The organism is Acinetobacter lwoffii (assembly GCF_024129855.1).
GTDB lineage: Bacteria > Pseudomonadota > Gammaproteobacteria > Pseudomonadales > Moraxellaceae > Acinetobacter > Acinetobacter lwoffii_L.
Map to the genome: position 1 here is coordinate 1 of NZ_JAMXXC010000005.1, position 24407 is coordinate 24407.

At 43.2% G+C, this 24407-nt stretch carries 20 protein-coding genes and 1 pseudogene; 12 read left to right on the forward strand and 9 right to left on the reverse strand.

The genetic code is table 11. From position 1 onward, the window contains the following. Positions 1-92: 92 nt before the first annotated feature. The 3 genes and pseudogenes from NI465_RS06065 to NI465_RS06075 all read right to left on the reverse strand — a co-directional run. Positions 93-938 (reverse strand): annotated as a pseudogene (locus NI465_RS06065) (peptidylprolyl isomerase); the annotation flags it as partial. A gap of 130 nt (positions 939-1068) precedes the next feature. After that, a complete protein-coding gene (locus tag NI465_RS06070; protein ID WP_004279807.1) occupies positions 1069-1341 on the reverse strand; it encodes an HU family DNA-binding protein in 273 nt (90 codons plus the stop codon). Positions 1342-1503: 162 nt separating this feature from the next. Further along, positions 1504-1977, reverse strand: coding sequence for a phasin family protein (locus NI465_RS06075; RefSeq protein WP_180087293.1), 474 nt, complete (start codon positions 1975-1977; stop codon positions 1504-1506). Positions 1978-2180: 203 nt separating this feature from the next. Between NI465_RS06075 and NI465_RS06080 the strand changes: the two genes are divergently transcribed. From NI465_RS06080 to fdx, 8 genes are all read left to right on the forward strand, one after another. Then, entirely contained in the window at positions 2181-2831 is a 651-nt protein-coding gene (locus NI465_RS06080; protein ID WP_005107155.1) for a hypothetical protein, read from the forward strand. A 112-nt stretch (positions 2832-2943) separates the two neighbouring features. Next, complete coding sequence (locus NI465_RS06085; protein WP_004279811.1) at positions 2944-3417, forward strand: Rrf2 family transcriptional regulator; 474 nt, start codon at positions 2944-2946, stop codon at positions 3415-3417. A 1-nt stretch (position 3418) separates the two neighbouring features. After that, a complete protein-coding gene (locus NI465_RS06090) occupies positions 3419-4636 on the forward strand; it encodes an IscS subfamily cysteine desulfurase (RefSeq protein WP_180087291.1) in 1218 nt (405 codons plus the stop codon). Positions 4637-4740: 104 nt separating this feature from the next. Further along, a complete protein-coding gene (gene iscU, locus NI465_RS06095) occupies positions 4741-5127 on the forward strand; it encodes a Fe-S cluster assembly scaffold IscU (RefSeq protein WP_004279815.1) in 387 nt (128 codons plus the stop codon). Between the two features lie 34 nt (positions 5128-5161). Further along, positions 5162-5482 (forward strand): iron-sulfur cluster assembly protein IscA, encoded by a 321-nt coding sequence (gene iscA, locus NI465_RS06100; RefSeq protein ID WP_005107159.1) that lies wholly within the window; start codon positions 5162-5164, stop codon positions 5480-5482. A gap of 103 nt (positions 5483-5585) precedes the next feature. Further along, positions 5586-6101 (forward strand): Fe-S protein assembly co-chaperone HscB, encoded by a 516-nt coding sequence (hscB, locus tag NI465_RS06105; RefSeq protein ID WP_180087290.1) that lies wholly within the window; start codon positions 5586-5588, stop codon positions 6099-6101. A gap of 41 nt (positions 6102-6142) precedes the next feature. Beyond that, positions 6143-8002, forward strand: a complete 1860-nt coding sequence (gene hscA, locus NI465_RS06110) for a Fe-S protein assembly chaperone HscA (RefSeq protein WP_180087289.1) — start codon at positions 6143-6145, stop codon at positions 8000-8002. 15 nt (positions 8003-8017) lie between these two features. Further along, entirely contained in the window at positions 8018-8356 is a 339-nt protein-coding gene (gene fdx, locus NI465_RS06115; protein ID WP_004279821.1) for an ISC system 2Fe-2S type ferredoxin, read from the forward strand. An 89-nt stretch (positions 8357-8445) separates the two neighbouring features. Here fdx and NI465_RS06120 read toward each other — a convergent pair whose 3' ends face one another. From NI465_RS06120 to aspA, 5 genes are all read right to left on the reverse strand, one after another. Then, a complete protein-coding gene (locus NI465_RS06120; RefSeq protein ID WP_180038714.1) occupies positions 8446-9891 on the reverse strand; it encodes an adenylate/guanylate cyclase domain-containing protein in 1446 nt (481 codons plus the stop codon). A 55-nt stretch (positions 9892-9946) separates the two neighbouring features. Next, positions 9947-10381: an HIT domain-containing protein gene (locus NI465_RS06125; RefSeq protein WP_004646760.1), complete on the reverse strand. Its 435-nt coding sequence runs from the start codon at positions 10379-10381 to the stop codon at positions 9947-9949. Between the two features lie 229 nt (positions 10382-10610). After that, the gene (mfd, locus tag NI465_RS06130; protein ID WP_253144644.1) at positions 10611-14069 is read right to left on the reverse strand and encodes a transcription-repair coupling factor; all 3459 of its coding nucleotides are present in this window, start codon (positions 14067-14069) and stop codon (positions 10611-10613) included. A gap of 123 nt (positions 14070-14192) precedes the next feature. Further along, the gene (locus NI465_RS06135) at positions 14193-14558 is read right to left on the reverse strand and encodes a hypothetical protein (protein WP_180087287.1); all 366 of its coding nucleotides are present in this window, start codon (positions 14556-14558) and stop codon (positions 14193-14195) included. A 129-nt stretch (positions 14559-14687) separates the two neighbouring features. Beyond that, positions 14688-16130 carry an aspartate ammonia-lyase gene (gene aspA, locus NI465_RS06140; RefSeq protein ID WP_071851041.1) on the reverse strand — a complete coding sequence of 481 codons (1443 nt, stop codon included), beginning with the start codon at positions 16128-16130 and terminating at the stop codon, positions 14688-14690. A 455-nt stretch (positions 16131-16585) separates the two neighbouring features. Between aspA and putP the strand changes: the two genes are divergently transcribed. Then, entirely contained in the window at positions 16586-18061 is a 1476-nt protein-coding gene (putP, locus tag NI465_RS06145; RefSeq protein WP_253144645.1) for a sodium/proline symporter PutP, read from the forward strand. 65 nt (positions 18062-18126) lie between these two features. Here putP and NI465_RS06150 read toward each other — a convergent pair whose 3' ends face one another. Further along, positions 18127-18621, reverse strand: a complete 495-nt coding sequence (locus NI465_RS06150) for an Lrp/AsnC ligand binding domain-containing protein (RefSeq protein WP_071852322.1) — start codon at positions 18619-18621, stop codon at positions 18127-18129. 118 nt (positions 18622-18739) lie between these two features. On the opposite strand from NI465_RS06150, the gene putA reads away from it, so the two are divergent. From putA to NI465_RS06165, 3 genes are all read left to right on the forward strand, one after another. Next, complete coding sequence (putA, locus tag NI465_RS06155) at positions 18740-22495, forward strand: trifunctional transcriptional regulator/proline dehydrogenase/L-glutamate gamma-semialdehyde dehydrogenase (RefSeq protein ID WP_253144646.1); 3756 nt, start codon at positions 18740-18742, stop codon at positions 22493-22495. A gap of 184 nt (positions 22496-22679) precedes the next feature. Further along, the gene (gene trmA / locus NI465_RS06160; protein WP_180087285.1) at positions 22680-23762 is read left to right on the forward strand and encodes a tRNA (uridine(54)-C5)-methyltransferase TrmA; all 1083 of its coding nucleotides are present in this window, start codon (positions 22680-22682) and stop codon (positions 23760-23762) included. Between the two features lie 243 nt (positions 23763-24005). After that, positions 24006-24230, forward strand: coding sequence for a hypothetical protein (locus NI465_RS06165; RefSeq protein WP_004279838.1), 225 nt, complete (start codon positions 24006-24008; stop codon positions 24228-24230). The last annotated feature ends 177 nt before the right edge of the window (positions 24231-24407 follow it).

Consider the following 24407-nt stretch of genomic DNA (forward strand, 5'->3'; position numbering starts at 1 on the left):
TGGTTGTACGATAAGTTTTAGGAGTAGGTTTATTCATTTTGAAATTATAGGACTGAATAAACCTTATAGGCTAGGTTTGTGCAACAAAGCCCTTCAGCATCACTACGACTGTCCGCCGTAATTAAAATATGCTTCACATCTGGTTTAACTGCCTGTTTTTGTGTCGCGACAAAAGCCGTGTACGCTTCTTGAAGTTCAGCATCGGTAACCGCCAAACTCTGCACCTGAATATCGCTTGGCTTTAACACCACATAGTCGACATCTACGCTGGTCGGCTGTTTGAATAGCGTTTTGTGTTTTTCATAATAGGCAGCAATATCTGCATCCGTCACTTTGACATCTTTTTTATAGCTGTCCAGATTAATGCTGGAAATATGAATATGACGTTGTTCAGTTTGTAAATCAGCAATCTGCTGCATTTCGACTGGGCTTACCAATGGATAATCCAGGAAAGTCGATGACAGCATCTTCAGCGCATGATCTTTACGTAAACTTTCAATCAAAGCGCGATTGGTCATGCCAATTGATTTTAGATAATTTTCATATAAAGCATTCGAGAACTTTCCATCTTGCTGGAAAGTAGGCTGCTGAGCAATCATCTGTTCAATTTGCTGGTCACTCAGACTGATCCCTAATTCTTCAGCCTGTTGCAGCAATAAAGTACGTGCAACCAGAGTATCCATGGCTTTTTGGTCAATGAAGCTTTGATTCAGTAAAGTTTCATCCCCATTGGCATAACTGAGATATTGTTCTTTAAATGATTTGGTCAGTGACTCTAATTCTTTTTGAGATATTTCAGTCCCGTTCACTGATTTTGCCGCATCAGAGTTTCCGCTGCTAAAATATCCTTCAATACCTACAAGTGCTAACGGGGTCAAAAACAGAACGAGCAAGACTTTGCCCAACCAACCCTTAATAACTTTACGAAAAGCTTCCATAAGTATTCCAATATTTTATTTGCAAAGGATTTTAACCGAAAATACCCATTGAATGAATGTGTTAATCATCACAATTAAATTTATCAATAAAAAACGCGCCAAAGAAGGCGCGTTTCGTCGCTGGGTAAGCTTAAGCTACAGCGTCTTTTAAGCCTTTACCTGCTTTGAAGCTAGGTACTTTGCTTGCTTTGATCTCAAGAGTAGCACCAGTTTGTGGGTTACGGCCAGTACGTGCAGCGCGTTCTTTCACACCGAAAGTACCAAAACCCACTAAAGTTACTGTATCACCCGATTTTAAAGCTTCAGTAACAGAAGCAATTGTAGCATCTAAAGCTTTACCTGCGTCAGCCTTAGATAATCCCCCTTTTTCTGCAATTGCATCAATTAATTCTGATTTATTCATGAAGATTACGTCCTCTTAATATCGTTTATTTAAGGTTCAAGAATTGGTTTAACATGCCATAACGCCTTTATAGCAATGCTTTAGGTATAAACGCAATACTTAAGAACCTCTTTTTTTTCAAAAAATATGCGAAAAAAACATTGAATAATAAATAAAGTCATTTTATTTAAGTTTTTTCGACAATTCTTCTTTCATTTTTTCTTGTTCCGCAGTCAACTGATCAACCTTGGCATGCAACTGAAGGATTAAACGTTCCAAATACTGTACATCCTTCAGTGTGACTAATCCTATACGATTCAATGAGTGATGAACAGAGTTGTCGATTAATTTTTCCACTTTGTCTTTGGTGTCTGTGACCGACTCTTTGGCTTTTTCCGAAACCTTTTCTACAGTTTGATCGGCAATATCTGCAGTTTTAGATTCAAGTTCTTCCCCGACCTTGACCAGCGAGTCAAACAGTTTATTGCCTTCTTCTTCTGCACGTGAAAAAGCCCCGAGTCCAGCCAACCAGATCTGTTTGGTGTATTTACGAAAATCAAGAACCGATTTGCGCTCCGAGGCAGATTTAGACTTGGGTTTCAGTATTTTCTCATTCGAAGCTTCAGCTGAGTCTTGTGCTGTTTTTGACTTGTCCATGTGCACGGCTCCTGTTTGTTTTCTGCGCAATTATTATAAATTATTCTACAAAACCACTGCATAATAGCAAATTTAGTACTTGATAGATTTGATAAACTGTTCTACAAAGCAATTTATTTCAAGTCTAATTTGATTTAACCCTGAAATCTCTTCACAAGCAGGAAGCTTTTTCACTTTATATTTCAGGTAAGGATTGGTTGTATATGAGCGAATCGCAACAAAGTCAAAATCAACCGCATTTGTTGCTTACGATGACGTTAATTGTTTTAGAGACAATATTTACTTTCATTCTCAAGCATGATCGTGTCGTTGCATTACAGGCCAAAAAGTTTGTAGATGAAAACATCTCGATTAAAATCAATAGCTATATTCCATATTTCGACTTTTATGTGCAATTCACCCCCAATGGACTATTATTTGACCACAAAGCACCGGGCCGCATTGTCGACCTGGATGTGCGCACTACACTTCCCGATCTGATTAAAATTTTCATTTTTGGCAATCGTCGTAGCATTCGTAGCATGCGTATTGATGGTCATCAGGTTTTAAAAGATGAGTTTCGTGATCTGTTAACCGTATTCAGTTTACCTAAAGTATTAGCCGACTGGAAACACTGGCTGTCTGATGCGCCGACGGATGAAGCGGAAATTATTGCTTCTAAAAAGCGTATTGCGCCACTGCTAAAGAAAATTGAAGAGCAGCGTTCCAAGATCAATACCCTGCAAGTGGAAGTCAAACAGTATAAAAACCGCCTGAAACGGATTGAACGCCGTCAAAAGCGCATTAACATCATTTTTGGCTTAAGCAGCGTACTTTTGATTACGTTATTAGTGTATAATTGGCTGAGCATGTAAATCTTTCATTCTCCAAAAATTAAATCCCACTAAGGTCTACTAAAAATAACTTGACTAATTTAGTCGGGATTCATAAAATCTACACATCTAGTCTAACCATGTGTATCGAATCATGCGCCTAACCACTCGCGGTCGCTACGCTGTGACTGCTCTACTTGATCTAGCTTTGCAGCCTTCTGAAAAAACGATAACGCTCGCTGAAATTGCAGCACGTCAAACTATTTCTGTTGCTTATCTTGAGCAGTTATTTGCGAAGCTCAAGCGTCATGGTTTAGTTTCTAGTGTTCGTGGCGCAAATGGTGGTTACCATTTAGCACGTAATGCAGATGAAATTACTGTGTTAGCAATTATTGAAGCTGTAAACGAAACAGTTGATGCGACTCGCTGTGACCATAAAGGCAACTGCCAGAATGGTGCGATGTGCTTGACTCATGATTTATGGCAGGAACTCTCCCATCACATCGCCGATTATTTAGAAAAAATCTCGCTTGCTGATCTGGTTGCACGTGACAACGTCCAGACTGTGTCATTACGCCAAAAATCAGCACCTTTAGATTCAGCCCTTTTATCGGTTACAGGTATTTGACATGAAACGTCCGATTTATCTTGATTATGCAGCTACAACTCCTGTAGATCCTCAGGTTGCTGAACGTATGATGGAATGCTTAACATTCGATGGTACCTTTGGTAATGCGGCATCTCGTTCACACGCGTATGGTTGGCAAGCAGAAGAAAAAGTTGAATATGCACGTGAACAAGTTGCGAATTTAATTAAAGCTGATCCACGTGAAATCGTATGGACTTCAGGTGCAACCGAGTCAGACAACCTTGCGCTTAAAGGTGTGGCTCATTTCTATGCATCTAAAGGTAAACATATCGTTACCTCTAAAATCGAACATAAGGCAGTTTTAGATACCTGTCGTGAACTTGAGTCAGAAGGTTTTGAAATTACCTATATTGAGCCGCAACCTCAAACTGGTTTAATTACTCCAGAAATGGTACAAGCAGCGATTCGTCCAGACACGATTCTTGTTTCCCTGATGATGGTAAACAATGAAATCGGTACTGTGACTGATATTGCAGCGATTGGTGAAATCACTCGCGCTAACAAGATTTTCTTCCATGTCGATGCAGCTCAGGCGGCAGGTAAAGTTGAAATTGATCTTTCAACTTTAAAAGTAGACTTGATGAGCTTCTCTGCGCACAAGATCTATGGCCCTAAAGGTATTGGCGCACTGTTTGTACGTCGTAGCCCACGTGTACGCCTTAAAGCTGAAATGCACGGTGGCGGTCATGAACGCGGTATGCGTTCAGGTACCCTTGCGACTCACCAGATTGTAGGTATGGGTGAAGCCTTTGAACTTGCAGGCAAAAACCTGGAAGCTGAACAGACTCGTTTACGTGTACTTCGCGACAAGCTGTGGAATGGTTTACAAGGTCTTGAACAAGTGTTCCTGAACGGCCATCCAACACAAAACGTAGCGAACTACCTGAATATTAGCTTCAACTTCGTTGAAGGCGAATCATTGATGATGGCATTGAAAGATGCTGCGGTATCTTCAGGTTCGGCATGTACATCTGCAACACTTGAACCATCTTATGTACTTCGTGCATTGGGTCTTTCAGACGAACTTGCACACAGTTCGATCCGCTTCAGCTTCGGTAAATACACCACTGAAGAAGATATCGATCACGTATTGACTATCACTAAAGCTGCTGTTGAGAAGTTACGTGAACTTTCTCCGCTTTGGGATATGTATAAGGAAGGTATTGACCTTTCTAAAGTTGAGTGGGCTGAGCACTAATTTTCATTCTGAGATAGTGACAAATCCGTTGCTATCTCATTGAGAAAAGTTTTTTTACCCCCATATTTAATACTAAGGCTGACCCCGAGGTTTGGAGAAGCAACATGGCTTATAGCGAAAAAGTAATTGATCATTACGAAAACCCTCGTAATGTTGGCGTTTTAGATAAAAATGCTGAAAACGTTGGTACTGGTATGGTTGGTGCGCCAGCATGTGGTGACGTGATGCGTTTACAGATTCAGGTAAACGACGAAGGCGTGATTGAAGAAGCACGTTTTAAAACTTATGGTTGTGGTTCTGCCATTGCATCAAGTTCACTTGTGACCGAATGGCTCAAAGGCAAAACTTTAGATCAAGCTCAAGCAATCAAGAACATTGATATTGCAACTGAACTTGCACTTCCACCAGTAAAAGTACACTGCTCTGTTCTTGCTGAAGATGCAATCAAAGCAGCTGTAGAAGACTACCGTAGCAAGAAAGTTAAAGCTTAATTGTTCCACGTTTTGAAATTTTAACGGAGTTTTCATGATCCATTTAACTGAAAATGCTGCAACTCATATCAGCAATTATTTAAAAAATCGCGGTAAGGGTGAAGGCATTCGCGTTGGTGTGAAAACTTCAGGCTGTTCTGGTCTGGCCTATGTGCTCGAGTTCGTCGATGAAGTCGATGCACATGACCAAGCCTTTGAGCAGTTTGGGGTTAAAGTATTCGTTGACCCGAAAAGTCTGGTTTATCTTGAAGGTATGGAGATGGACTATGTTAAAAACGGCTTGAACGAAGGCTTCGAATTTAACAACCCCAACAAAAAAGGCGAATGCGGTTGTGGTGAATCCTTCACTGTATAAACCCGGCAGTTATTCTCTTTTGACATTAAAACAGTGTGTTTCACACTGTTTTAATTGCATTTATGCAGTTATTTTTGCACATTAATCGCGGATCCCATCTCCCATGAATCATTTTGAGTTGTTCAACCTTCCTGTAGCACTCGATATTGATTTGGCGGCTTTAAAGACTGAATTTTTAAAGTTGCAGCAACAATATCACCCAGATAAAGCTGAAGACAAAGATCAGGCTCTGATTAAATCAAGTGATATCAATCAGGCATTTAAAGCCTTGTCAGCGGTCGATAGCCGTGCAGCGTATTTACTGTCTCTCAAGAAACAGGATTATCACTTAGATCAGTCGATCAGTGATTTTGAATTCTTGCAGGACGCTCTGGAAATTCGTGAACAACTTGACGATGCAACTTCTGCTGAAGATTTAACTTCACTAAAAGTCGAAGTCCAGCAATGGATTGAAGGCTTAGTTCGCGAGTTCAAAATTGATTATGCGGATGAAGATTGGGCCGAAGCACGCGATACAGTGCGCAAACTACGCTTCTTCGTTAAAGTCATGGCCGATATCGACAAAGCGGAAGACCGCTTCCTGGACGATGACAGGTTTGATCTTGATGATGATTTCTAATTTTTAGTATTTAATATTTAACGTGCAAAGGATGTAACACTATGGCTCTCTTGCAAATTGCAGAACCAGGTCAATCAAGTGCACCACATGAACACCGCATTGCGATTGGTATCGATTTAGGCACCACCCACTCTTTGGTTGCCACGGTTCTTTCAGGTAAAGCCAAAGTACTTAATGACGAACAAGGTCGTGTGCTACTTCCTTCTATCGTGCATTATGCAGAACAACAGACTCAATACGGCAATGAAGCTGCGCCTTTCATTACTTCTGACCCTAAAAACACCATCGTTTCTGTAAAACGTTTTATGGGTCGTTCGAAAGCTGACATCAAATTCCAGCACCCTTATGCGTTGGTTGGTGAAGCGAATGAAATGCCGGCTTTTGAAACCGCGCAAGGCCGTAAGACTCCGGTTGAGATTTCTGCAGAAATTTTAAAGCAGTTGAAAGACCGCGCTGAAGCCAGTCTGCAAAATCCGGTCAATGGTGCCGTTATTACTGTTCCGGCTTACTTCGATGAAGCACAGCGTCAGGCAACCCGTGATGCTGCTCAACTTGCCGGTTTGAATGTTTTACGTTTGTTGAATGAGCCAACCGCTGCTGCTGTTGCTTATGGTCTGGATCAGGAAAGCAATCTAAGCACAGACCGTAACTATGTGATCTATGACTTGGGTGGCGGTACCTTTGACGTTTCGATTCTGCGTTTCTCTCAAGGTGTGTTTGAAGTTCTGGCAACCGGTGGCCATACCGCTCTCGGTGGTGATGATCTGGATCGTTTGATCCTGAAATGGGCCAAGAAACAACTGAATATTGACACTTTGAATGATGCAGAATATGCACATTTTGTGGTTGCGGCACGTAAAGCCAAAGAAGCTTTGTCGGATGCAGATTCAGTTCAACTCAAATTGCTTGATCAGGTATTGACGCTTGACCGTCCGACATTTGAAGAGATCATTAAAGTCGCTTTGGATAAGACCATCAGCGTATGTAAGCGTGTGATGCGTGATGCCAAGCTTGAACTGGATGACATTCAGAATGTTGTTTTAGTCGGCGGCTCAACTCGTTCTTATGCGGTACAAAAAGCCGTGCGTGAAGTGTTCAACCAAGAACCGCTTTGCACCATTAACCCGGATGAAGTGGTTGCGATTGGCGCATCAATTACTGCGAACCAATTGATTGGCAACTCAACTGATGGCTCATTACTATTAGACGTGACGCCTCTGTCTCTTGGTCTTGAAACCATGGGCGGACTGGTTGAACGATTAATTTCGCGTAATACTGCGATTCCAGTCGCTCGTCGTCAGGAATTTACGACTTATCAAGATGGCCAGACTGCCATGTTGATTCATGTGGTGCAAGGTGAACGTGATCTGGTTGAGCATTGCCGTAGTTTAGGGCGTTTTGTCCTGCATGGCATTCCACCAATGACTGCCGGTCAGGCACGTATTGAAGTGACGTTCCAGGTCGATGCAGATGGCTTGCTGACTGTATCTGCCAAAGAAACCACCTCTGGCGTGACGGCTCAAATCGATATCAAACCATCTTATGGTTTATCGGGTGAAGATACTGAACGTCTGTTGCTAGACGGTTATAAGTTCGCTGAAGAAGATAAGAATCTTCGTCATTTGAATGAAACCAAAGTGGAAGCACAGCGTGAGCTGGAAGCACTGGTTCAGGCACTCAAAGCGGATGCCGGTCTGTTGACTGAAGATCAACGTGCAGCACTGCAAACTGCGCAAGCACAACTTGAAACTCAGCTTCAGGGTTCAGATATCAAAGCGATTGAATCTGCCGTTGAACAGCTTAAAATACATAGTGATGCTTTTGCAGCAGCACGTATGAATCAACATATTGATGCAGCTCTTAAGGGCACTAAACTCGACGACTGGTCAAACTCAAACTAATTTAAGGTAACGACTATGCCACGTATTAAAGTTCTTCCACATGCGCAGATTTGCCCCGAAGGTGCTGAGTTTGAAGTCGAACAAAATGCCAATCTTTGCGAAAGCCTGCTAAAAAATGGCATTAAAATCGAACATGCTTGCGATATGTCAGCAGCGTGTACCACCTGCCATGTAGTGGTACGCAAAGGTTTTGACAGCCTGGAAGAAATGGATGATGTTGAAGCTGACTTACTCGATCGTGCCTGGGGTTTAGAACCTGATTCACGTCTTTCTTGTCAGGTTAAACTGGACGATGAAGATCTGGAAATTGAAATTCCAAAATACACCATTAACCATGCGTCAGAAAATCACTAAGATTTTCGTTGCAGGCTAAAATAAAAAACCACGCTCAGGCGTGGTTTTTTCTCTTTATAAGAAACAATTAAAGTAAATTTACATGAACTTTAAATGTGTTCAATTACTTCATCCTCAAGCTTCAATTTGACAATACCTTGTGAATTGGTCATTTTCTGCTGAGTTTCAATGCGTTTAATCATTTTTTCTAGTACATGAATCAGCTCAGGATATTCAAAGTTTTGCACTTCATCCAGATTCAGCAATAAATGAAAGCCCTTATATTCATAATCGAACCAGCGCTGATACTCGACTTTCTGAGACGCATATTTTTCCATGACCTGCCAGGTTCTTACAGGTGCTTTAATGCCTTTCAAGAATATCGGCTTTTTCGGTGCACAAAGATAATCATCTTTGATCAGATTATGAGTATCTTCCGAAATCAGGATTTCATCGACTTCCGCTGCACTTTGCAAACGCGCTGCCAGATTGGCATCACGTCCTACAATGGTATAAGCCATACGATGCGTAGCCCCATAATTCCCTACGTGGCAATAACCGGTTGAAATCCCCATGCGGATATGCAGTGGCGGATAACCCATTTTAATCCAGCGTTCCCGCAGCAATTTCATTTGCTGACGCATCGCCAATGCCATTTCCATACAGTTCTTAGCATCCTGTTCCACACCTTCGGAGTTCGGATCACCAAAGAAAATCAGGATGGCATCACCCATGAATTTATCGACAGTCGCTTCATAATTTTTAGCGATTTCGGTCATATGCCGAAGATAGTCATTCAACAGGAATGCTAAATCATCTGGAATCAGAGTTTCAGATAGCTCTGTAAAGCCTTGAATATCAGAGAAAAAGATCGTCAACTTTTTACGTTTATATTCAATTTTGGCTTCAGATTCACCTTTCATAATGGATTGCCATAACTGCACGGGCGCATAGCGACTCAGCTGATTGGCAAATTCCATATAACGGTTCATCTGTTCGAAATAATGGTCTTTTTTCTGGGTCATGTATTGCACACGACCACTTTGATAAAAACTTCCGACACCAAAATAGGTAATCAGACAGATAAAGCCTAAAACGGTCAACTCACTGCTGGTCGGTTCGAAATAATTATTAAACCCAAAGACCAGAATATTGGCCAGATAAAAAAGCGTAATCCCGATCAGGCTGGCTAGAGATGCCATCATAAATGAAATTTTATTGCTGATCGCGGTATAGAGCACTGCGACCAGACCCAGCAAGGACAAGACCAAGTCCAGATGCACGGCCGCCAAAACCACCGAAATGACAATGACATCAATCAGGAAAAGAATATTACGCCGGATGTGATAATCATGACGATAGATCAGCCAGCGAGATAGTTTCGGTGTAATTAGCAAAACCAGAAACAAAAAAAATGGAACAAAAAGCTGATACTGGGTATCTGGTTCAGTGTAATGAAAGACGACCAGAACCACAGACAGCATGATGTATCCCATCATGCGATGGAAATACTCAAACTGATGGGGTTCTTTTTGAATCCAGTCGTCTAATTGCACTCACTCACTCCCTGAAGTCCGCAACTGTTCATGGTTCTCGGAATGCCTTGGCTGATTAGTCCATGCGCCAGTCAAATGGCATGTCGCCCTGACCACGTAAAGCCAGCATTAAGGTTTGACGCATGTGTGCCAATACTTCACTGCTATAAGGAACAGCAGGTGTACCCCAAACAGGCTTCGGCCATGCAACGTCGTTCTGATAACGAACTACATGATGAAAATGCAATTGCGGCACCATATTACCCAGCGCTGCTACATTCATTTTATCTGCACGGAAAACACGTGCCAGCTGGCTTGATAACCAGCTTGACTCTCTTAAAAACTGCTCTTGGTCAGCTTGACTCAATTCATATAATTCAGAGACACCCGGCACACGTGGAATCAGAATGAGCCAGGGAAATTGCATATCATTCATCAAACGACATGTTGACAAAGGAAAGTCGCCTACAAAAAACGTATCTTGAGCAAGTTGTGGATGCAAACTAAACATATCTTTATAAATGATGCAAAATTAGAATGATGGCTAATACTAACATATCCAACTGAAGCTGAATATTGAAAGCAATGTGTTTAAAGACAAATTCTCATGATTTGTTGCGAAGCACATCACAACAATTACTGTAAACAATTCATTAAAAAAATCAAGCCTGTTGTTCCTGCAAACTTCATTGGAAAATGAAATCCAAACTGAATTTTCAGGCTGATTTAATCGAATAAAATCAGTGCAATTCTTTAAGCAGACTGTCCAGTAAATCCTGTATAAACTGAATCCGCTTTTGATAGTCTTCCAGCATGACCATGACTTTTAGACGTTGACCGCCATCCATCCGGAAATAGGTCGGATGTTTCTGCATCATCTGGATAATCGTCATGGCTTGAACCGGAGTATCCGGTGCAAATTCAATATGCCCACCCTGACTGCTGATATCAATTTTAGTAATACCAAGCTGCTCGGCTTTCAATCGAATCTGATGTACAGCAAAGAGCTGTTTGACCGGTTGCGGCGGTATACCAAAACGATCAATCAATTCCATCCGGATATTATCCAGCTTTTCCTGGGTATCGGTATTACTGATGCGTTTATAGAACAACAGACGTTGATGCACATCACCCAGATATTCATCCGGAATCAGTGCTGGCATATGCAGGGTAATTTCGGCAGTCAATGACAATGGTGCGTCGAAGTTTGGCGTTTTACCTTTTTGAATGGCTTTGGTGGCTTTTTCCAGCATTTCCATATACAGGCTATAACCAATCGCCTGCATCGAACCACTCTGCTGTTCACCGAGTAATTCACCTGCGCCGCGAATTTCCAGATCTTCAGTTGCCAGCATAAAACCGGCACCCAAAGTTGAAGCACGCTGAATGGCATCCAGACGTTTTTCTGCATCACCTTTTAAGGCTTTTAATGACGGTACCATCAAATATGCATAAGCCTGATGATGTGAGCGCCCTACACGTCCGCGTAGCTGATGTAATTGCGCCAGGCCCAGTTTGTCGGCACGTTCAAGCAGAATGGTGTTGGCATTCGGAACATCAATCCCGGTTTCAATAATGGTCGAACATACCAGAACATTGTATTCCTTGTGATAGAACTGCTGCATCACCTGCTCCAGTTCACGTTCACGCATCTGTCCGTGGGCCACAATCACCCGCGCTTCCGGCACCAGTTTACGGATATGCTCGGCGGCACGATCGATTGTATCAACTTCATTATGCAGAAAATAAACCTGACCACCGCGCAGCAATTCACGCAGAATCGCTTCTTTAATGGTGTCATCGGTATGTTCCTGCACAAAGGTTTTCACCGCAAGACGGCGTGCCGGCGGTGTGGCGATAATCGACAGATCACGCATGCCACTAAAGGCCATATTCAGCGTACGTGGAATTGGAGTCGCAGTCAGTGTCAGCATATCAACATCGGCACGCATGGCCTTGATTCGCTCCTTGTCGCGCACACCGAAACGATGCTCTTCATCGACAATCATCAGACCGAGATTCTTAAACTGGACATTTTCCTGCAAAATCTTATGTGTACCAATCACAATATCGACTTTACCTTCAATGAGGTCGTCAATGGTCTTAGTATGTGCTTTGGAAGAACCGAAACGTGACAGCACTTCAATCCGGACTGGCCAGTCGGCGAAGCGGTCTTTGAATGAATCATAATGCTGCTGTGCCAGCAAAGTGGTCGGTACCAGAATCGCCACCTGCCGGTTATTCTGTACTGCAACAAATGCGGCACGCATTGCGACTTCTGTCTTACCGAAACCCACATCACCACACACCAGTCGATCCATCGGCTTGGCCTGCTGCATGTCATGCAACGTCGCTTCAATCGCATTGGCCTGATCCAGTGTTTCTTCATAGGCAAAGCCACTGGCAAATTGCATATACAGGCTTTGATCGACTTCAAAACTGATTCCAGGCTTAGAAGAACGCCGTGCCTGAATATGCAGCAATTCGGCCGCGACATCGTGAATCTGTTCCAGTGCTTTACGTTTGGCTTTATTCCAAGCATCCGTACCCAGTTTATGCAACGGTGCCAGATCCGGATCACCACCACTATACCGGCTGATTAAATGCAGATTGGTCACCGGCACATACACTTTGGCGGCATCCGCATAATCCAGCTGCAAAAATTCGTGATCCTGATCATCAATACTTAAGGTGACCAGACCAGCATAACGTCCAACGCCGTAGTCGATATGCACCACAGGTGCGCCCATGGTCAGCTCGGTCAAGCTGCGAATCAGAAACTCTTCCGAAACTTCCTGCTGACGTTTTCTACGGCGCTGTACTACCCGATGTTCATACAGTTGATTTTCAGAAATTACGCTGATGCGATCAGTCAATACCAGACCACGCTCTAAAGGCGCATTGGTAATGGCAATTGCATACAGAGATTTAATAAAACTATCAAAATTTTCAACTGTTGGAATATCACCCAGACTTGGCCTTAAGGCGTCTTTAAGACTTTCCCGGCGTCCAGCACTTTCAGCCACCAGCAGTACCGGATGATTGGCCTGATCAATATATTTTTTAACTTCATGAAACGGTTTTTCACGTTTCGGATCTACGGGCAAACGTGGTGGCAACTGGGTATCAAGATTCAATACTCCAGCTTTTTGGTCAAAAGGCGTTTGTGCGGCAATGATGCGTGCAAACTGGTTCAGCTGCTCCAGCACCTGATTGGTCTGAAAAAACAGGCTTTCAGGCGGCATGATCGGTTGGTCGACATTGTGGCGACGATCTTCATAACGGCGCACAACATCCTGCCAAAACTGGCTGAGACTTTCTTCCAAAGCCTTATCTGTAATGACAATGCCATTCTTAGGTAAGTATGAAATGAGTGAACTTTGACCTTGCATTGCTTCAGCGCTAAAAAACAAGGGCAAATAAAACTCGATTCCAGGAGAGACTATGCCATCCATCACATCCTGGTATATCGGATTTTTCTTCGGATTCGCGGTCGGGAAAAATTCAGCATAGCGGTCACGGAACGTCGCACGACCTTCCTTAAGCGGAAATTCCTGTGCGGGCAATACGGTAAACTGCTGCAAACTTTGCGTGGTACGCTGAGTTTCGGAATCGAAAAATTTCAGGCTTTCAATTTCATCATCAAACAGGTCAATCCGAATCGGTGCTTCCTGTCCCGATGCGTAGATATCCATGATACTGCCGCGTACCGCGAATTCACCTGGATCATAGACGGTATCGACCAGATGATAACCGGCCTGAATCAACTTTTTCTTTTGTTGTTCCAGATCAAATTTCTGACCGACATGAATATCGAAATGCTCACCCAGAATCCATGAGGTTGGCGCCACACGTTGTGCCAAAGTTGAGGCGGACAACAACAGTACACCAGTTTTGGGCATATTGGATAAGATTGCCAGACGTTCCGAGACAATATCCTGATGTGGGGAGAGACGATCATAAGGCAAGATTTCCCAATCCGGAAAAATCGTGGGTTTAATCCCATAAAATTCCAGTTCACTTTCCAGTTGACCCAAATGCTGATTATTACGTGCAATCACAATAAATAAGCGCGATTGCTGCTGCACGATTTCCTTGAGCAATAATGCAGTTGAGGAACCTTGCAGATTGCCTAACCAGCGTTTCTCGCCTGCTTTGAGCTGTGGTAAATTGAGTTGGGAAATTTCTTGCTGGAACATGGATATAGCTTTAAAGTCTAAATAACCTGAGGCTTATACTAGCACGATGATCTCAGGATATTTTGTTATTTTTATGCAGTCTTGCCACATCCATATACTTCGATTTTAAGCCACTTTTGCAGCTTATTTTTGATCGCGCAGAAAGTTACGATAATAATCATTTAAATTCTTAAGAATCATTTTAAATTGCAGCAGATTCTCTTCGGTATTCCCCAAACTTGCATTAAAACGCTGATGGGCAATTTCCAGATCAATTTTTTCATTGATCAGCATCGCGGTGTCATATAACGCTTTTAAATCATCAAACTGTTTTAAACGGCGATTCGACAAATACTCTAATCGTGCACCCAATTCCTGATTGAGTTGAATACCATCGACGATATAACCAGTCCCTTCTACATACTGGATATTCTGCTCTTCTAAATATAGCTGTGCAGCAGTCGGTTTATTACTTTTAAATAATGCACTGATTTTATCAAACATCGCCATTTACCCAGCCAAATATAGTTCAGGCTCTAGTCTAGATGAAAATGCCTCAAATCCACATCCTGAACTTGAGGCAAATTATCAAAATAGCAGCGATTCGCTGTTTCAGACGATTTAATAGGTATATGTATGTTAAGAAACCTGTTCGAGCTGATTCTCTGCTGAAGGGATTTCAGACACCAGATTTTCAAATGCAAAAATCTCTTCTAATTGCGCTTCACTCAATAAGCCCAGCTCCAACACCACTTGCGGTACAGTTTTATTTTCCCGCATACATTGTTTGCCGATTTCATCGCATTTGGCATGTCCCAATATCGGTTCAAGCAAGGTCACAATCCCGACACTGCGCATGACGGAACTTAAGCAAATCTGTTCATTGGCCTGAATACCAGCAATACATTTCTGATTCAGGGTTTGCATGCCTTGGGTCAATAACTGAATTGATTCATTCATCGCCACGGCAATCACAGGTTCCATGACATTCAATTGTAGCTGTCCGGCTTCCGCAGCCATAGTAATGGTTAAGTCGTTACCAATCACCCGAAAGGCAATCTGATTGACCACTTCCGGAATTACCGGATTGATTTTTGCCGGCATGATCGAAGAACCTGCCTGTAACTCAGGCAAACGGATTTCAGCTAACCCTGTACGCGGTCCCGAGCTGAGCAAGCGCAAGTCATTACAGATTTTGGACAGTTTCACTGCCAGACGTTTTAAACTGCTCGACAAAATAATAAAGACGCCACAATCGCTGGTCGCCTCGACATAATCTGTGGCTCCTTTTAAAGGCAGACCAGTCAGATGCGCCAAGGTTTCTACCACCTGCTTGGCATAGCCCGGCGGTGTATTCACCCCGGTCCCAATGGCGGTGGCGCCTAAATTGACTTCTAGCAATAACTGTCGCATCTGCCCAATCAGCTTCAGGTCTTCTTTTAATAAGGTGGCAAATGCCCGGAATTCCTGTTCCATGGTCATCGGAACTGCATCTTGTAACTGGGTACGTCCCATCTTGATGACATATTCAAATTCGGCAGCTTTATGGTCGATACAGTCAATCAATGCTTTAAGCACGCTCAATAACTCATCTAGACTGCTATAGGTCGCCAGACGCAAAGCCGTTGGATAGACATCATTGGTTGATTGCGAGGTATTCACATGATCATTCGGATGCAGAATGTGATAATTGCCTTTCTGATGGCCCGACATTTCAAGGGCAATATTGGCAATCACCTCATTGGCATTCATATTGATGGAGGTTCCGGCACCGCCCTGATAAGGATCGAGTGGAAATGCCGCTTGCCACGCTTCCGGATGCTGAATCAATTCATCACAAGCTTTCTGAATGGCAGTACTGGTCTGCTCGGACAGTTTCTGAAAATGCAGATTGGCCTGTGCCGAAGCTTTTTTCACTTGAGCCAAAGCACGAATAAAATGCGTTTGTTGCCCTACCGCCAATCCGGAAATCTTAAAATTTTCGATGGCACGTAAGGTATGAATCCCATAATAGCTATGCAACGGGATTTGTTTTTCCCCCAATAAATCACGTTCAATGCGGGTCGGTTCGATTTGAAGCATATTGTCCACTAAAAAATACTCTTGGCGATGCACCGTATTTGGTGTGACATTAATATGAGCAAACAAATACAGGCCTAATAGGAAGACTTTAACCTAGATTTGCTACGATTTATTACCAATACGCTAAGGATGTGAATTTTGTAATATTGTGTAAACAACTGGCTAAAATTTAAATATTTTAATTATTTATTCAAAATTTCCACTTCCCCCCTGAATTTGACATCGTATTGCCTTTTATCCGCTCAAGTTATTCCTGATTTAATTTCAGAGAATTACTACGATGTTTACAATAGACATACATAAAAGCTGTGTAATTGTTACAGAGTGTAATTTTTAAACCATGCTTGAATCACCTCCTTGCGATCTCAGTACAAAAAATCATCTTGGACGATGATTTCCATATTTACAGGATGACCTGCCTATGACTTATTTAAACCCCCACCCTGATTACCTTCATGTTTTATATTATCGCCATGATTGCAATCGGGTTATATGCTTATCGTGCCACCTCCAATTTTGACGAATATATTCTAGGTGGACGAAGTCTGGGCAGTGTGGTCACTGCACTTTCAGCGGGCGCATCGGATATGAGTGGCTGGCTGTTGATGGGTCTTCCGGGAGCCATTTACCTGTCTGGCCTGTCAGAAGCCTGGATTGCGATCGGTTTGATTATCGGCGCATGGCTGAACTGGTTACTCGTAGCAGGTCGACTGCGTGCCCATACTGAATATCAGAACAATGCCCTGACCTTGCCGGATTATTTCACCAGCCGTTTTTCCGATCGTAAACGTATTTTACGGGTCTTGTCTGCCTTGGTGATTCTGGTGTTTTTTGCGATTTATTGTGCCTCAGGCATGGTCGCAGGTGCACGACTGTTTGAAAGCCTGTTTGGCTGGGATTACACCACAGCGCTTGTGATTGGTGCGATGGCGACGATTCTTTATGTTTGTATTGGTGGCTTTTTGGCGATCAGCTGGACAGATACATTCCAGGCCGGTTTGATGATTTTTGCCTTATTGCTGACTCCGATCATTACCTTCTTGGCCTTGGGCGACAACAGCCAGCAAGTGAGTGTCATCGTTGAATCAGCTCGTCCACATGCCTCCAGCATGCTTGAAGGTTTAAGCACCGCCGCGATTATTTCCAGTCTGGCCTGGGGCTTGGGTTATTTTGGCCAGCCGCATATTCTGGTGCGTTTTATGGCAGCGGATTCGGTCAAAACCATTCCTGCTGCACGCCGCATTGGCATGACCTGGATGATTCTATGCCTAGGCGGTGCAGTGGCTGCCGGTTATATCGGTATTGCTTACTTCAGTGTCAATCCCGCATTGGCCTCGGTGGTCAATCAAAATCCTGAAACGGTATTTATGGAATTGACCAAAATTCTATTTAATCCTTGGATTGCCGGAATCATTCTGGCTGCGATTCTGGCAGCAATCATGAGTACCTTAAGCTGTCAGCTTCTAGTCTGTTCAACCACCCTGACCGAAGATTTATATAAGAGTTTCCTGCGTAAAAATGCTTCACAAAAAGAACTGATCTGGGTCGGTCACGGCATGGTCTTAGTGATCGCGTTAGTTGCGATTTCACTGGCAATTAATCCGAACAGTAAGGTTTTGGGTCTAGTGGCTTATGCCTGGGCCGGCTTTGGTGCTGCATTTGGCCCACTGATTATCCTGTCTCTCTTCTGGAAACGAATGACCCTCAACGGCGCAATTGTGGGTATGGTTGTTGGTGCCGTGACTGTAATTGTCTGGAAAAATTATATGGGCGATACCGGTCTGTATGAGATTATTCCGGGCTTTATTCTGGCGACCCTCAGCATTATCATCGTTAGCCTGCTGGATAAAGCACCTAGCGAAGATGTGGTTCATCGTTTTGAAATGGCTAAAGCCGAGTATCAAAAAGAAATGGCGGAAATGAAAAAATAAATATTTTTTTCAGCATAAATTAAAGGGACTTTCGAGTCCCTTTTTTGATTTTAATTTACTGCTAATTATTTGGCTTTTCCCGGCATTTTCAGATGGATCTGCTGACTTTCTTTAATTACTTCCATCACCGGATAACTGCGCGTTTCTTTAATTCCGGGCAATTGCCACAAGATCTGACCAGAGATTTTGCGGAATTCATCCATATTGGCACAGCGGATTTTCACCACGAAATCAAAACCGCCACTGATCATATGACATTCGATAATTTCAGGAATCTGCCGCACAGCATGGGAAAATTCATCTAAAACATTCGGCGTGGTTTTATCCAGTAAAATTTCAACAAAGACCACAAAACCATTATTCAACATGACTGGATTGAGGCGCGCTTCGTAGCCCAGAATAAAACCTTCCCGGGTCAACTTTTGTACACGCGCCAAGGCTGCCGTAGGCGATAGATTAACCAGTTCAGCCAGTTTGATATTGGACAGCTTGGCATCGGATTGCAATAAACCCAGTATACGAATATCTATACGGTCAAGGTTCAAATAAGGACTTGGCATTAGAATTATTCTCTAAAAAAATAGAAAACTATAGTGAGATATTTGTCAAATATTCTGTGATTATAGATTAAAACTCATTCACCTCAAAGAACTGATTGACGCAGTACAGGAAGTCACTATGCCAACCACTCTCCGCCCAGATTCAATTTTAGATTCAGCCCAGCACTCGAATTATATTGCTGAATTTAAACACAAAAACCAATACGAAGAACGTATTAATACGGCATGGCGTCGTGCTGAAACTGAATGCGTCGAAGAGTTATTGGCCCATAGTGAAATTTCTTCCGAAATAAGTGACAAGATTCAGGCGCTTGCCTTTGATCTCGCACATTCCTTACGTGAACGTAAAAGTTCCACTGGGAAAGCCGGTATTGTCCAAGGCTTATTGCAGGAATTTTCTTTATCCTCTCAGGAAGGCATTGCCCTAATGTGTCTGGCAGAAGCCTTGCTGCGGATTCCGGACAAAGCCACACGTGACTTGCTGATCCGTGACAAAATCAATCAAGGTAACTGGAAAGAACATTTGGGCCAGAGCCAATTGATGTTTGTGAATGCAGCAGCCTGGGGACTGATGCTGACCGGCAAGCTGATGGAAACCCCACAGCAAAAAAGCCTGTCTAGCTTATTGACCGGTCTTTTGGCACGCAGTGGTCGCGGGATTATCCGTAAGGCCGTCGATGTTACCATGCGCATGATGGGCGAGCAGTTTGTTACGGGTGAAACCATTGATGAAGCCCTGAAAAATGCGGAGCCGCTGGAAGAAAAAGGCTTTCGCTATTCCTATGACATGCTGGGTGAAGCTGCACTGACCGATCCGGATGCTGAACGTTATTATCAGGATTATCAGCAAGCCATTCATGCTATTGGTCAAGCATCACAGGATAAAGATGTTTATGACGGGCCTGGAATTTCTATCAAACTCTCTGCGCTGCACCCCCGTTATCAGCGTTCGCAAATGGATCGCGTGCATGATGAGCTCTATGCAAAAGTACTGAAACTCGCGGTCTTGGCCAAGCAATACAATATTGGTTTAAATATCGATGCTGAAGAAAGTGATCGCCTTGAGATTTCACTTGAACTGTTAGAACGCCTGTGTTTTGAACCACAATTACAGGACTGGAAAGGCATTGGCTTTGTGATTCAGGCCTATCAGAAACGCTGCTTTTATGTAGTGGATTACATCATTGATCTGGCGAAACGCAGCCAGAAACGCCTGATGATTCGTCTGGTCAAAGGCGCATATTGGGATAGCGAAATCAAAAAAGCCCAGATTGATGGAATGTCGGATTATCCAGTATTTACCCGTAAGGTGCATACCGATCTGTCTTATATTGCCTGTGCGCGTAAGCTTTTGGCTGAACCGGATTATATCTACCCGCAATTTGCCACACACAATGCACAAACGGTAGCGACGATCTATCAACTGGCGCAACCTGAGCAGTATTATGCCGGTCAATATGAGTTTCAATGTCTGCATGGCATGGGCGAACCGCTGTATGAAAATGTCGTGGGCGATCCATCGAAAAATAAACTGGGTGTTCCCTGCCGGATCTATGCGCCCGTCGGCAATCATGAAACCTTGCTGGCTTATCTGGTGCGTCGTTTACTGGAAAATGGTGCCAATACCTCCTTCGTCAATCGTATTGCTGACAAAACCTTGAAAATTGAAGATTTGATTGAAAATCCACAGCAAACCATTTTAAAGACATCAAAACAAGAAGGCGTGATGGGTGCCAAGCATCCCCAGATTCCCTATCCGCAAGATCTTTATACCGATGCACGATTGAACTCTTCAGGACTCGATTTGGCCAATGATGCTGAACTCAGTATTTTAAATGAAGTCGCATCCAGTCTGGCAAATACGCAATTTCAGTCAGCTGCTATGGGAACGGCATTTAGCAGCGTGGATACGCCCCATGCAGTTCCAGTGATCAATCCAGCACACCATCAGGATGTGGTCGGCACAGTCTATGAAGCAACTTCTGAACAGGCCGAAATTGCACTCACTCAAGCAGTTAATGCACAAAGTTTCTGGGCCAATCTGCCAAAAAATGAGCGTGCTGCCTGCCTGAATAAAGCCGCAGAACTGATGGAACAGCGTTTGCTTCCGCTCATGGTTCTTCTTTCTCGCGAAGCAGGTAAAACCTATGCCAATGCGATTGCCGAAGTACGTGAGGCGGTAGATTTCTTGCGTTACTATGCAGCTCAAGTTTTGGATCTCAGTGACAATGTACAGATCCAGCCTTTAGGTACTGTACTATGTATCAGTCCATGGAACTTCCCGCTGGCGATTTTTACCGGTCAGATTTCAGCAGCGCTGGTCGCTGGCAATACCGTGATTGCCAAACCGGCTGAACAAACACCGCTCATTGCAGCACAAGCCGTACAGATTTTATGGGAAGCCGGCATTCCGCAGGATGTGTTACAGCTATTGCCGGGCCGTGGTGAAACCATTGGTGCACAGCTCAGTGCAGATCCACGTATTCAGGGCATCATGTTTACCGGTTCCACCGAGGTCGCCCAAATTCTACAAAAAACCGTGGCAGAACGAATAAACCAGTTTGGAGAAAGCGTCACCCTGATTGCTGAAACTGGTGGTCAAAATGCCATGATTGTGGATTCATCTGCACTAACTGAACAGGTAGTGTTGGATGTCGTAAGCTCTGCCTATGACAGTGCGGGTCAACGTTGTTCTGCCTTGCGTGTCCTCTGTGTTCAGGAAGATAATCTGGAGGCTGTTCGTAATATGCTCAAAGGCGCCATGCAACAGTTACGCGTTGGCAATCCGGTCTTGCTTAAAACCGATATTGGTCCGGTGATTGATGCAGAAGCCCAGCAAAATATCCAACAGCATATTAAGCAGATGCGCAGCAAAGGCCATAAAGTTCATCAGTTGATGTTTAATCAAGACCAGACTGAATTAACTCCAGGAACATTCATTGCGCCGACCCTGATTGAACTGCCAAATCTGGACGATCTAGAACGTGAAGTATTTGGTCCGGTGCTGCATCTAATTAGTTATAAATATGGTGAACTGGAACAGTTATTAGAGCAGATCAACAGTAAAGGCTATGGCCTGACCATGGGCTTGCATACGCGTATTGATGAAACCATGCAAACCGTGATTGCACAGGCCGAAGTCGGCAACCTGTATATTAACCGCAATATCGTTGGTGCGGTCGTGGGCGTCCAGCCTTTTGGTGGTGAAGGTCTGTCCGGCACCGGCCCGAAAGCGGGTGGCCCGTTGTATATCTATCGTTTAATGCATCAAGTATCCGAGAAAAAACTGGCTCAGCCTTATGCAGCTCAAGCTGAGCCAGCACTTGTTGAACATAAACTTGTTCAGGAGTTTAAAGCCTGGGTAGCTAAAACTTTCCCAACTTTATCTTTAAAAGCGCCCATGCAAATTGCGACTGGTCAAAGCTTTAGCCTTCAAGGCCCAACTGGTGAGGATAATCAGTACATCATCTTGCCACGAGAAAGTGTTCTATCTTTGGCACAGACGGAGCAAGACCAGATTCAGCAAATTCTGGCGATTTTATCGGTTGGCAGTCATCCTGCAGTACTGGCAGACAATACTTTTATTCTGAAATATTTACCAACGATGCCAGCTGCGGTCAGCAAGCAATTTAAAGTGGTCCGGGATATTGAAACAGATGTATTTGATGCCGTCCTGCATCATGGTGACACTGTTGAACTGATTGATTTGCAGAAACGCATTGCAGCCCGAAAAGGTCCGATTATTGGTATCACCCATTTAAGTTCGGGCAACTATGATATTCCGGTCGAGCGATTTGTAATTGAACGCGCCATCAGTATCAATACGGCAGCGGCAGGCGGCAATGCCAGCTTGATGACGATGGATAATCTCTAAATTAGTCTAATCATCTCAGCATTTTTAGCTTAAATCTTTCCTCTTGATGGCCAAATCTCTCTCCTCAGAAGGTTTGGTCTTTTTTATGCAGCTTTTAAAGCGGCTCAACTACAATAGGCTTAGGCAGATCGGCAATTTTTTGCTACCATTTGCGCTTTAAAATATTTGCGATTTCTTACTGCATATGACTTCATCTTATCAGCAACAACTTGAAGCCAAAATTGAACGCATCAGCGCTCAGTTTGCCGAATATCAACCACCTGCTTTAGAAGTATTCCAGTCTCCTGAAAAATATTTCCGCATGCGTGCTGAATTCCGGATCTGGCATACTGAAGATGATCTGTTTTATGCCATGTTCGAACGTGACGAGAACAACAATAAAAAAGTCATTCGTATTGATGAATTTCCAATTGCAGACCGCAGCATTAATGACTTGATGCCACAATTACTTGAAGCATTCAAGGCAGATGCCAATCTGGGTCATCGTCTATTTGAAGTCCATTTTCTGGCGACTTTAAGTGGCCAAGTCCTAGTTTCCCTGATTTATCACCGCAAGCTGGATGAAAGCTGGGAACCTGCAGCAAAAGCCCTGGCGGAAAAGCTGAATATCAAACTGATTGGCCGCAGCCGTGGCCAGAAATTCGTCCTGACTGATGAATATGTGGTGGAAGAACTGTCGGTCTTTGACCGTCGCTATAAATACAAGCAGATCGAAAGCAGCTTCACCCAGCCGAATGCACAAGTTTGTCAAAAAATGCTGGAATGGGCATGTGATGCAGCAGAGCAATCAGATAAAGATTTGCTGGAACTCTACTGTGGCAATGGCAACTTTACCCTGCCACTTTCGACCAAGTTCCGCCGTGTATTGGCCACTGAATTAGCCAAATCTTCAGTCTATGCAGCTGAGTGGAATATTGAGCAGAACCAGATTGAAAATATTCAGGTTGCGCGTTTGTCTGCAGAAGAATTCACTCAAGCGTATAATGGCGAACGTGTTTTCCGTCGCTTACAGGAAGCACAAATTGATATTTCGACTTATGATTTTGATACGGTATTTGTCGATCCACCGCGTGCTGGTATTGATGATGAAACGCTGAAACTGTTACAGCGTTTCCAGCGTATTATTTACATTTCTTGTAATCCAGATACTTTATATGACAATCTGAAACAGTTGTCTCAAACGCATAAAATTAGCAAGTTCGCCATGTTTGACCAGTTCCCGTATACACACCATGTTGAAACGGGTGTATTGTTGGAAAAAGTATAAAGAATTTGTTTCAATTTATTATATTGTTACAAAAATGGAGCTTTTTAAAGCTCCATTTTTTATATTAAAAATCATGTATTTAATAATAAATATTGACTTGTACAGCAAGAAATATCGTTAGACCTTTAGGCTTCCATCGGAAATTTTCAAGACCAACTGCTGCTTTTATCACATAGGTCCTATTGCTTTATTTATTTAATTGGCTATATTTCACTCTATGTTAGGTTGTTGTATGAAGGCTCTATGAGTTTTTGGCAAAAGTTGTTTTCTCATGAACAACACAATGAACACAAGAATCAAATTGCTTGTGTTGAAAATGATTGCTCTTGCAAGACAAATGAACAGCTTCTTGAAGCACTTTCTAAAGCCACTGATGAAGAAATCATCATCGGAATTAAAAAGGTTCTGGTATCTCGCGGCTATAGCCGTAAAGAACTGAATGAACTTCAGCACTTGCCATTGCAGTAATCGGCCAAGGTTACAGCCGTATAAAGAAAGCACTTGCGTAGTCAGGTGCTTTTTTATGCTTGAAAGTTTATAGTTGAAGGGTTTGGTCTTCTCTATTTCAGCATAGTTTATTAACTCCAACTTTAAAACTTCAGAGATCAGGCAGGAAAACTCTAAACAACTTATTTGATCCCCTTT